Source organism: Algoriphagus sp. 4150 (assembly GCF_031457395.1).
Taxonomy (GTDB): Bacteria; Bacteroidota; Bacteroidia; order Cytophagales; family Cyclobacteriaceae; genus Algoriphagus.
Genome location: NZ_JAVDWS010000003.1, coordinates 350,122 through 360,095, shown reverse-complemented (window position 1 = coordinate 360,095; position 9,974 = coordinate 350,122). Strand labels below are relative to the sequence as shown.

General features: G+C 42.0%; 9 protein-coding genes and 1 tRNA gene. 5 read left to right on the top strand and 5 right to left on the bottom strand.

The window, feature by feature from the left end; translation table 11 throughout:
- Positions 1 to 57: 57 nt before the first annotated feature.
- On the bottom strand, positions 58 to 2,130 hold the full coding sequence (locus J2X69_RS07710) for an ABC transporter permease (protein WP_310101018.1): 2,073 nt from the start codon (positions 2,128 to 2,130) through the stop codon (positions 58 to 60).
- 120 nt (positions 2,131 to 2,250) lie between these two features.
- Here J2X69_RS07710 and J2X69_RS07705 point away from each other — a divergent pair, with 120 nt between their 5' ends.
- Positions 2,251 to 2,697 carry a hypothetical protein gene (locus J2X69_RS07705; RefSeq protein WP_310101015.1) on the top strand — a complete coding sequence of 149 codons (447 nt, stop codon included), beginning with the start codon at positions 2,251 to 2,253 and terminating at the stop codon, positions 2,695 to 2,697.
- A gap of 90 nt (positions 2,698 to 2,787) precedes the next feature.
- Here J2X69_RS07705 and J2X69_RS07700 read toward each other — a convergent pair whose 3' ends face one another.
- The 4 genes from J2X69_RS07700 to J2X69_RS07685 form a co-directional block, all read right to left on the bottom strand.
- The gene (locus J2X69_RS07700; protein WP_310101009.1) at positions 2,788 to 3,981 is read right to left on the bottom strand and encodes an ATP-binding protein; all 1,194 of its coding nucleotides are present in this window, start codon (positions 3,979 to 3,981) and stop codon (positions 2,788 to 2,790) included.
- A gap of 309 nt (positions 3,982 to 4,290) precedes the next feature.
- Positions 4,291 to 4,372: transfer RNA gene (locus J2X69_RS07695), tRNA-Leu, on the bottom strand.
- 89 nt (positions 4,373 to 4,461) lie between these two features.
- Positions 4,462 to 4,761 (bottom strand): antibiotic biosynthesis monooxygenase family protein, encoded by a 300-nt coding sequence (locus J2X69_RS07690; RefSeq protein WP_310101006.1) that lies wholly within the window; start codon positions 4,759 to 4,761, stop codon positions 4,462 to 4,464.
- Positions 4,761 to 5,531, bottom strand: a complete 771-nt coding sequence (locus J2X69_RS07685) for an SAM-dependent chlorinase/fluorinase (protein ID WP_310101003.1) — start codon at positions 5,529 to 5,531, stop codon at positions 4,761 to 4,763. Before J2X69_RS07685 ends, J2X69_RS07690 begins: the two co-directional genes overlap by 1 nt.
- A 119-nt stretch (positions 5,532 to 5,650) precedes the next feature.
- On the opposite strand from J2X69_RS07685, the gene J2X69_RS07680 reads away from it, so the two are divergent.
- The 4 genes from J2X69_RS07680 (at position 5,651) to J2X69_RS07665 (ending at position 9,946) form a co-directional block, all read left to right on the top strand.
- Entirely contained in the window at positions 5,651 to 6,640 is a 990-nt protein-coding gene (locus tag J2X69_RS07680) for a PhoH family protein (RefSeq protein WP_310101000.1), read from the top strand.
- Positions 6,609 to 7,043, top strand: coding sequence for a GNAT family N-acetyltransferase (locus J2X69_RS07675; RefSeq protein ID WP_310100996.1), 435 nt, complete (start codon positions 6,609 to 6,611; stop codon positions 7,041 to 7,043). Before J2X69_RS07680 ends, J2X69_RS07675 begins: the two co-directional genes overlap by 32 nt.
- Positions 7,044 to 7,326: 283 nt before the next feature.
- Complete coding sequence (locus J2X69_RS07670; RefSeq protein ID WP_310100993.1) at positions 7,327 to 7,887, top strand: DUF3575 domain-containing protein; 561 nt, start codon at positions 7,327 to 7,329, stop codon at positions 7,885 to 7,887.
- A 124-nt stretch (positions 7,888 to 8,011) separates the two neighbouring features.
- Positions 8,012 to 9,946, top strand: a complete 1,935-nt coding sequence (locus J2X69_RS07665; RefSeq protein WP_310100990.1) for a ComEC/Rec2 family competence protein — start codon at positions 8,012 to 8,014, stop codon at positions 9,944 to 9,946.
- The last annotated feature ends 28 nt before the right edge of the window (positions 9,947 to 9,974 follow it).

The window sequence follows — 9,974 nt, the reverse complement described above, 5'->3', positions numbered from 1 at the left end:
CCGTACACTTGTAAACCAATAAAAGGACTAGCAGAAACAGTCAATCAGTACCTGGATTTAAACGATAACCTGTAAACTATTTTTAGGACGAGTCAAGTTCCACGAATCCTGAATCAATTGGACATTTTCTTTTGCATTCAATCCACTGATCTCATCAAATTTGACAGAGACAAATTTATAGGGGAAGAAAGTAGAGGTGTATGCTACTGGGTAGTTGGATTCTTTATAGGAAACTGTCCTGAAATCTACCACTCCTACAATTTCAGCTTTCGCCAAGTTTTCATTCCCCCAATTGACTTCCCTACCTATGGCATCTTCCGGGTTTTGAAAGCCTAAAACCTGAACAGCTTCCTTGTTTAGGATCATGGAATACTGATTGTCTACTCCCTCAATAAAATTTCTTCCGGCAACTAAATCTACATCAAACGTTGGGATGAAATCATAGTCCATTCGCGTGAAATATAGTGTAACAAGCTCTTCCAGACTTTTGGAATGCCTAAAATTGGGCATCAAACTCAGATGTTCTTTTCCTGGTATATCATGTGAAGCAGTGATGCCTTTTACCTTTTCATTTGCATTGAGTTTATCTCTAAAAGTGGCCAGTTTCTGGGTGAATACAGAGTCTGAACCGGGAGGGCCGAAAGTAGCTTGAGTATTGACAACTATAGTGCTTTCAATATCAATTCCCAGACTGCTGGTTTTCATTAGGGTAAGCTGTCTATAGGCCACTGTAGAGGCAGCAATCAGCCCAATGGAAATCAAAAACTGAAATACAATCAGTCCATGCTTAATGCTAAAAATTGACCCCTTATCATGGTGTGAATGACTGCCTTTTAGGGCAAGAATAGGCTTAAAGGAGGAAGTTATAAATGCGGGATATATGCCGGCAAGTGTGCTGCCTACAACTATCATGATGAGTATCACCGGTAAAAATTCAGTATGGCCAAAGAGTGAAAGAACAGACTGTCCTCCTGTAAATGTTATAATGTAAGGATCCAGAAAATACAGGAAAAGACAGGTAAGGGCAAATGAAAGCAGGTTGATTGCCAGTGATTCAGTCAGAAATTGCTTGATAAGTTGCGCTCTTCCGGATCCAATTACCTTTCTTATGCCCACCTCTTTTGATCGTTCAAGTGAGCGGGAAATGGATAAATTGATAAAATTGATCCAAGCAATAGCCATCACAAAAATTGCTATGGCCAATAAGGCATAGACGATTTTTGCTTCGCTGTTGGGTTCCGCCTCAGCAAGCAAGTTGGAATTTAGGTGAATAGATGTCAGCGGCTGAAGGGAGAATGCCGAATTGACGCTGGAGTTAACATTGCTTGCTTTATATTTTTCGACAAATGATGGAAATTTTGCCTCTAGTACCGGAACATCAGCATCAGGAGTTAATAAAAGGTAGGTGTAAAACCCGTCCCATCTCCAGTTTTCATTGTCTCCGCCGCTGTCTTGACTTGATACTTCTTGCCAGGCAAAGAGGAAGTCAAATTTCATATGGGCATTCTCGGGAACATCCTCAAAAACGCCTACGACGGTATAATTCTCTGCGTAGTTGTGACTAATGACCTTGCCGATAGCCGATTCATCTCCAAAATATTTAGATGCTGTGGACTGGGATATCATCACTGTCTTTGGCTCCAACTGTTTGATTTTTGAATAGCCTTCCACGATAGGGAAAGAAAACACCTCAAAGAAGTTGCCTTTTACATGATATACTTCCTTTTCAGCAAATCGAAGCATTTCTCCATCATCTGCCAAGTGAGTCATCACTATATCTGATTCGGCACTGATTCTGAACATAGTGGTGTAATCTTCTACCTGAGGATATTCATCCATCATGGCCTCACCGGTAGGGATGAAAGCTTGGGCTTTTCTGTATTGGAGCTCTCCGTCAATATATCGGTCATGCTGAACGCGATAGATTCGGTCTGATTTTTCGTGAAAGCGGTCGTAACTCAATTCAAACCGAACATACTGGAGAATGATAAGACAGGCTGTCATTCCCAAAGCAAGTCCCAGTAAGTTGATAGCGCTAAAGATCTTATGTTTTAAAAGATTTCGGTAGGCAACAAGCAGGTAGTTCTTCCACATTTCGATGAAAAAAGGTAGTTGGTTTTCTACTTTCATGCCAAAATAAAGTTAGTGTAAAGTGTTGAAAAGGGTTATTTTTATTTCATGTAGCGAAAGGATGAACAATAATGTTCGGATTCGGGCAAAAAATAGTTTTCAAAGCTAAACTCCAATCAAATGCAATCTTACATCAACCACCTGTTAGCCGATATCGCAGCAGGGCATCGCCCTGAGGATTACTATGAGAAATCCGGGAAAAACTCTGAAGAAGAAGATTTGGAAGAGGCTCTTCGCGAGTCTGAAATGTTTGTAAGTCAAGAGCGAAGATCAGGGTTTGCAGGTTACTGTGGTTTGAATCGAGATGATTTTCCTCCAAAAGAACAACTTTCCGAAGATCAACTGACCCAAGTGACAACGGCTTTTGTAGAAATGATGAATTCGTGGAATTTGGAAGTGGTATTCCCTGATGATCTCCCTCAGCCACGACGATATGAACTACTGATGGATATCTTAGTCGGGCCAGTGATGATTTTCAAGCATGGGTTTTATTGCTTTTATTTTTGTACAGGAAATCCCGATGGCTGTGAGTTAGGTGAATATTGCCCTTGTTTGAAGAGTGAATAGTATAATCCTTGAAAAAATGGACTGGTTTGATAGCTTTTCCAAAGTTTTGAACTTTGGAAAAGCTTTAGGAATATTGAGTGCCTGCAATCTCTATTCTTTCACCTTAGAGATAATTCCCAGAAATTCGATCAGTCCAACGACCTCTATGTCTCCTCTCATCGGAAATCTGTCAACGCCCGAATAAACTACATACTTTGCGGTGGCAGCGATGTCCTCACAGGCTCTGTGAAATCCGGATCGGACCGTCGGCGCACTGGATTTTTTGATTTCTATTCCCCAGACTTCGGTTGATCCAAATTCTAAAACTAAGTCAATCTCTGCTTGATTGCTGGATCGATAGTAACTTGCTTTCCAGTGCGCAGGTAGTTGGTTCAGGATGTTTTCTATCACGAATCCTTCCCAGCTAGCTCCAACTGCTGGATGCCCTAGTAACTGATCAAAAGAAGAGATATTCAACAAACTATGCAATAAACCGGTATCTCGAATGTACACTTTTGGGGTTTTTACCAATCGCTTTTTAGTGTTGCCTGACCAAGGATGTACTTGTCTCACCATAAAGAAATCCTGAAGAATGTCCAAGTAATTCCGGGCAGTGGTGTGACTTACTTCCAGACTTTTGGCAATCTCCGAAAGCACTGCCTGCTGTCCGTGATAATGAGACAGCATGGACCAAAAGCGTTTCATTCTTGTGGCTGGAACTTGAGGGCCAAAGAGTGGAATATCTTTTTCTACATAAGTGGAAATAAAGTCCCGACGCCAATTTTGACTTTGTATTTCTGATTCTGCAAGATAGCTGTCCGGAAAGCCACCTCGAAACCAGAGCTTCTCCAAGTTAAAGCCTAGAGGATCATTAAGATTAAGTTCATTGACGGAAAATGGATTCAGTTCCAAGTAGCGGATTCTACCTGCTAGAGATTCAGAGGATTGTTGTAAAAGGTCTCTTGAAGCAGAGCCTAACAGAAGAAAATGTCCAGCGCGCTCCCCATTCCGTTTCCGCAAATCTGCCAATGCTCTAATTACCGGGAAGAGTTCTGGTTTTCTTTGCACCTCGTCGATTACCAAAAGCTGGTTTTCAAAGCGTCGCAAATAGCTTTCTGCATCATCAAGTTTCGCCAAATCAGAAGTTAGTTCCAAATCCAAATAATGGATGGGCTTGTCAAGAGCAGTCTTTGCCAGATCTAAAGCCAAGGTGGTTTTACCTACTTGTCTTGGGCCAAGAATTACTACAACTGGCATATCTCTTAGGCTTTCGATAAGTTTTCCTTCAAGTGCTCTTGTGATCATCTTTTCTGTATTTGATTTTCAAATTACATAAAAAAGTAATAAAAACCATGCAATTTGAAAGTTTGACTTTCAAATTGCATGGTTTTTGGCATCTAAAGTGGCTAGAGAAAGTTGTGAAATGAAGATTTGTGTGATTAAAAAGTTATTGAAAGGCAAGGTAGGTGAAAAAGAAAAAGCCCGCTTTTCAGCGAGCTTTTGTACCCCGAGCCGGAGTTCCCGATATCCGTTGCGCTTCATCGGGATAAACTTCTCCTCTGGATTCTATTCCATAGAAAAAGCCCCTTCTTTTGAGAAGGGGCTTTGGCAATGTACCCAGAGCCGGAGTCGAACCGGCACGCCTTGCGGCATTGGTGTTTGAGACCAACGCGTCTACCGATTCCGCCATCTGGGCATTCGGTAAGTCTGGTCTTACACCTGACTTGGCTCCATCACTTGCGTAACGGGATGCAAATATGAGGAAAGAATTTTTTTTCTACAAATTCATTTTTCTACTTCTTCCAGTTTTTTCGAACTGAAGGCTTGGGGCTTTTCTGAAAAGAGCGGTTTGGTAAATGCCCATACGGATTTAAAAAGCTCAGAGCCACGGTATTGATTTAGCTTTTCCTCGTTTTCCCAATGGCTACAGGTTAGGAAAATATTTTTCTCATTTTCATCCTGCCAGAGTTCCAAGTGATGACAACCGGGAGAATTTCGAATGTAATTCTTGTTTGCGTTGAAGTTTTGCAAGAAATCATCTACCGACTCGGGCTTGAAAGTCATTCGTACAATTCTGATCAACATCAGGGGTGAAAAGTTATGTAGACCACACTGTCGTATTTCAATCCGAGTAAGTCGGCTCCATGTCCATGGTTAATCCCGATTTCAAGTAAGTCCAGACTGTTGAAAAAAGCAAAGCAATCCCCCGGCTCTACCTGATCATAGCCTTTGTTCAGCTTGCTGACAGATTCTCGACCGAATTCTATGGTGAATTTCCCCGGGTTTAGCTTATCGAATACTTCTTTATTGATATTCGTGATCAGATTACCATAGCGGTCCACCCTCAGTACGTGGCCAATGATGTGCTCCCGGGTAGCTTTAGGATGGCGGGACATGAGTTTTCGGAAGCTTGCCAACGGGCCACCAAAATCATGAATCGCTGCACCGCTGGCAACTTTTGCAGCTATGGGGGCTAAGATGTCCTTGGTAGGGAATGTGGATTCTTTCAAATGTATATCGGCAAACTGAACCATAATTCCCGGTTCATGGTCAGCCAGCAGACTTAAGATCCCGTTGTTTGGACCGATAAAAATATGTTCTTCTAGCTTTATACCGATGTATCCATGGGTAATGCTTCCGGTTGTATTTATAGAAACCAAATGCACGGTGCCTTTTGGGAAATCCCTGAAAGTAGAACGTAGCACAAATGCAGCATGGGCAATATCAAACGTCTCGATATTGTGCGAAATATCGATGATATTTAATTGCGGATTTACGGCAAGCATTTTAGCTTTTACTGCCGGTACGTAGTAATCTTTGTCCCCAAAATCTGAGAGGAATGTCACCAATGCCATAGAAGCAAGTCAATTAAAATTTATGTACTTTTGTTAAGGAGGGCTGCGGACAAAAATAGAAATTTTATTCTTCTGCCTTCAAGGAAAATCTAATCAATACCGCTAATCAACAGAAAAGTTTGGTCGAGAAAGTAATCACATTAGAAAATGTCCCTTTGGCAGAATTTTTAGGCGAAGCCAATGAGAACATCCGGCAGATTGCCGCTGCCTTTCCCCAGAGCAAAATTATTTCCCGAGGCAATGAGATCAGAATCCAGGGCGGAGCCCCTGAGATTTTGAGGATTAATGATGTCCTTAATCTTTTGCTGGAGCATATTGACCGGTTTGGCCACATCTCTCCGGAGAATGTGAAAGACTATCTGGATGTGGAGGGAGTGCCTTTCGAGGAGGCAAATCGGGATCAGGTAATTGTGTTTGGTAACAAAGGGTTGGTGATAAAGCCTAAGTCAGCTAACCAGCGAAAATTGGTTGCGTCTGCAATGGAGAATGATCTGGTGTTTGCCTTGGGACCGGCGGGTACCGGCAAAACGTATATAGCAGTTGCTTTAGCCGTAAGAGCACTGAAAAACCGTGAAGTCAAGCGGATCATTATTACCAGACCGGCTGTGGAAGCTGGGGAGAATCTTGGTTTTTTGCCGGGTGATCTCCAGGAAAAACTGGATCCGTATTTAAGGCCTATCTATGATGCCCTTCAGGATATGGTGCCGCCTGAGAAACTGAAATACTACCAGGAAACCCGTGTTATTGAAATTGCCCCGTTGGCATATATGCGGGGGCGAACGCTCCATGATGCATTTGTTTTGTTGGATGAAGCGCAGAATACTACCAGTGAGCAGATTAAGATGTTCTTGACCCGAATGGGGCCAAATTCCAAAGTGATCATCACAGGTGATCAGACACAGGTGGATTTGCCTGTAAGGCAAAAAAGCGGTTTATCGGAGGCGCTTAAAATCCTAAAAGACGTAAAGGGAATCGGTATTGTAAACCTCAGTGGAAAAGATGTGATCAGACACAGATTGGTAAAATCCATCATAGAAGCTTACGAAAAGGATCATTATTACAAAGAACAGGAAAGAAATGAGTCTCAAAGTAGAAAAAGTAACCCATGACGACCAGTTGAAATCTGCATTTTGGATTAGGGAGCAGGTTTTTGTGATCGAGCAAGGAGTAGATCCTAAGGAGGAATACGATGAGTTTGAGAGTGTTTCCAGACATTTTCTGGCTTGTCTTGATGAGAAGCCGGCAGGCACTGCCAGATGGAGAATCACACCTAACGGGGTGAAGTTGGAGCGGTTTGCCGTAGTAAAGGATGCTAGAGGCAAAGGTGTGGGACAGGCCTTGGTGGCTGCAGTGTTGGAGGATATCAAAGGTGCTCCTGCCACTGCGGGGAAGAAAAAATACCTTCATGCTCAGCTTTCTGCTGTTCCTCTCTACTCAAAATTTGGTTTTGAGAAAGAGGGAGATATGTTTGAAGAGTGTAATATTTTGCACTATAAAATGCAATTGGCTTAAGTATTGATATTGATTTCTCTAAAATTCATAGAAATATAAAATCGAGCCTGCCTGAGGCACTCGCTGGGATGATTATTCACCGTGCGAGATTCTCCCGATCTGCCGCGGCGGATCGGGACAGGCTATCCCGTTTCCTTCGTTACGGGACAAGTTAAGACCATTAAAAATCAAAATATAAACACATGAAATCGACACGATTAAAATCATCATTAAACACACAGGGCAGTGATTATTTTAATCGTCAAAGATTCCATGTGGCCATTAAAAAACAAATTATAAACACATGAAAAAATTAATTTTTACGCTAGCACTAGCGCTGGCTTTCGCCGGCTCAGGATACTCACAGGTTTTGTCCAGTAGTGATTCATATAGTGGAGGCTATTCTAATGAGGTTCATGCCAATTTCCTTACGTTAATTTGGTTTGGGTCTGTGGAAATAGGATACGAACGTTATTTGAGTGATGATCATTCATTAGAGCTAAAAGGATTTATAAATGATCGTTTTGGTTTTAATTCGGAAGGGAAAGGCAAAAAATACAAGACTAATTCTATTCAGGCATCAATGAATTTTTACTTTGGAGATAATGGGAAAGGGCGATTCTTTCTTTTTCCATTGGCTAAAATCCGCTTTGGGGATTTTGAAGAGCCTTCGAATGGCGGGAAAAGCACTACTGATATGACTGCATTCATCTTAGGTGCAGGAGCAGGGTATAAGTGGGAGCTGTCCAAGAATTTTGCCTTTGGGCCGTTTATAAATATTGGCAGAAATTTCAATGATGATGTAGCTGACCGCTTTTCAGCGGTAGAATTGAATGGAGGCTTTAACCTAGGATATAGATTCTGATACATTGTCAAACCCGATTTTAAAAAAGAGCCTTTTGCAGGCTCTTTTTTCGTTATGGGACTTTGCAGAAACCAGTTGTTCATTTTTCTAAAATAATGTAAATTAAGTCTTTAATTTTTTAAGGATGAGATTTGCAGATTTCCCTTTCTTAAGGTACTTGCCCTTTATTTTACTGGGGATTTTTTGTGGCCAATCCAATTGGTCTCCAGATGCTCAGTTCCTTTTATTGCTTCTGGTCATAGTTTGGGGTGGGTATCTGATACTAATCTTAACCCGATCCCAAAATAAGGGGCGTTTTCAGCTGAGCTATTTGGCCTATCCGGCTTTGGTAGTTTTTGGTGGCCTGCTTGTCCAGCATGCAAAAGATCAACTTGCTGCCGATTTGGACTTGGGGCGGGCTGAATCCTATCTGGGGGAGGTGACGATGTATGATCTGCAAAAACCAAATTCATTTGAGAATTTACTCGATGTGAAATCAGTACTTATCGAGGGGAAATGGAATGATGCGGAGGGGAAAATCTTAGTTTATCACCAGAGTGAAAAGCCCCTGAAGCCCGGAGATATACTGTTGGTCAAGAAAAAACCCGAAGAAATAGCCGAGCCGCTTAATCCTCATGAGTTTGATTACAAGGAGTATCTGGCTAGGAAAGGGATTTTTTATCGACAGTTCTTAGGGAAGGACTATCAGGTGATTTTGTCAGGGACAGCCACTGGGTCCCGTTACTTTTTGATACATCTCAGACATGCCATCGGGCAAATGCTCACTTCAAAAATCCCTGACGAAAATTCTGCCCAAATCGCACTAGCCTTGCTTTTGGGACAGAAAAAAGAACTTGATCCGACTATACGAGAAGCCTATATACAGGCTGGAGTGATGCATATTTTGGCAGTTTCGGGACTACATGTGGGGATTATTTATGCACTTTTTATTTTGATGCTGAAGCCTCTAAAGCTTAAGATAGAAAAGGCTAGGATATATCTTCTCTGTGTGGTTTTAGTGATTTGGGTGTATGCCTTTCTTACAGGCTTGTCTCCATCGGTGGTTCGGGCAGCCACTATGTTTTCATTGCTTACTTTTGGACAAATGCGGGAACGCCGCCTGTCCATTTACAATATCTTGGCTTTCTCGGCGATCCTGATGATTACGTTCAATCCATACGTGATTTATGAAGTTGGCTTTCAATTGTCTTATTTGGCAGTGTTGGGAATTGTAATGATCCAGCCGTTGATTTTGAACTTATGGTTGCCCGGATATAAAGTGCTTGAATATATCTGGCAATTAATCTCTGTGAGTCTAGCCGCTCAGTTGGTCACTTTCCCCTTGTCACTGTATTATTTCCATGTATTTCCTGCCTACTTTTTGTTGGGTAATTTGTTGATTTTGCCACTTGCATTTTTGATCATGCAAGTTGGCGTGCCTTTAATGATTTTTGGATGGGTTCCTGTTTTGGGAGAGGCATTAGGCTGGATTTTGAGTTGGTTGATTTGGACTCAAAATTGGCTTGCGGAGAGCATTCGGTTAATTCCCGGAGGTAAATTGGATAGATTGACGATGGATTTTTCAGGGATGATATTGGTCTGGGGAATACTGTTGATAGCAGCGGGTTGGGAATTGGGATCTAAGAGGAAATTGACTTGGCAGGCCCTGAGTCTTGCATTGTTTTGGGCTGGCTTTCAGCTGTATTCAGAAGCAATAATTCCTAATAAAGAATTAATTGTGTATCAGGGGAAGAAATCCCAGCTTCTGGATTTCTATGCATTCGGTGATGTTTATTCTTGGAATCAAGGACTGGATGCCGGAGAAATCAGCTATTCCGTAGAGCCAAATCGTATCCGGAAGCATTGGCCTCAGATTCCAAAATCATTAATGGCTTCCCGGGAGGATTCGGGCACCATACAGTTTGTTGGAACTGAGTTCACTTTTCAGCCCAAAGACAAGAAAATACAATTTCTGAGCACTCCGAGATCGATCCATTTCTGGTCAGAAGGGAGATGGGTTGCTAAGCCCATTTCCGATTCACTTGTTGTGGATTCTTTAGCTTACCGAATACTTTTCTGACTTTGATTTTGCAAAGCCTGCTATTGAA

Coding starts and splice junctions, on each gene's coding strand:
- J2X69_RS07710 (WP_310101018.1), bottom strand. CDS start 2,130: ATGAAAGTAGAAAACCAACTACCTTTTTTCATCGAAATGTGGAAGAAC.
- J2X69_RS07705 (WP_310101015.1), top strand. CDS start 2,251: ATGCAATCTTACATCAACCACCTGTTAGCCGATATCGCAGCAGGGCAT.
- J2X69_RS07700 (WP_310101009.1), bottom strand. CDS start 3,981: ATGATCACAAGAGCACTTGAAGGAAAACTTATCGAAAGCCTAAGAGAT.
- J2X69_RS07690 (WP_310101006.1), bottom strand. CDS start 4,761: ATGTTGATCAGAATTGTACGAATGACTTTCAAGCCCGAGTCGGTAGAT.
- J2X69_RS07685 (WP_310101003.1), bottom strand. CDS start 5,531: ATGGCATTGGTGACATTCCTCTCAGATTTTGGGGACAAAGATTACTAC.
- J2X69_RS07675 (WP_310100996.1), top strand. CDS start 6,609: ATGAGTCTCAAAGTAGAAAAAGTAACCCATGACGACCAGTTGAAATCT.
- J2X69_RS07670 (WP_310100993.1), top strand. CDS start 7,327: ATGAAAAAATTAATTTTTACGCTAGCACTAGCGCTGGCTTTCGCCGGC.
- J2X69_RS07665 (WP_310100990.1), top strand. CDS start 8,012: ATGAGATTTGCAGATTTCCCTTTCTTAAGGTACTTGCCCTTTATTTTA.